1 protein-coding gene is annotated in these 226 nt (G+C 43.4%); it reads right to left on the reverse strand.

The annotated features are described in order from the left end of the window. Positions 1 to 215, reverse strand: a 215-nt coding sequence (locus S1OALGB6SA_RS09985; RefSeq protein ID WP_195910205.1) for a hypothetical protein, incomplete at its 3' end; no start/stop codon positions are given. Positions 216 to 226 lie beyond the last annotated feature (11 nt).

Here is a 226-nt window from a genome sequence, read left to right on the forward strand (position 1 = left end):
TCTGACTTTACAATGATTTGATTGGCATCGTATTCCAGAGTTTTACGCCAAGTTGAGGGATCCGTTCCTACATTTTTGGCTGTAAAAGCGATAAGCCTTCCCTTATCATCGTACTGATACGTTAGAATATCGTGATATTCCAGTTCGCCAGTGCTTCCATATCTGCGGGAATGGAGGATTTTCTTTCCCTGGGAGATGGAGCCCTCGTACTCCATCTCTTCAATAT

This window comes from Olavius algarvensis spirochete endosymbiont, from assembly GCA_900608495.1.
GTDB lineage: Bacteria > Spirochaetota > Spirochaetia > DSM-2461 > DSM-2461 > UBA2779.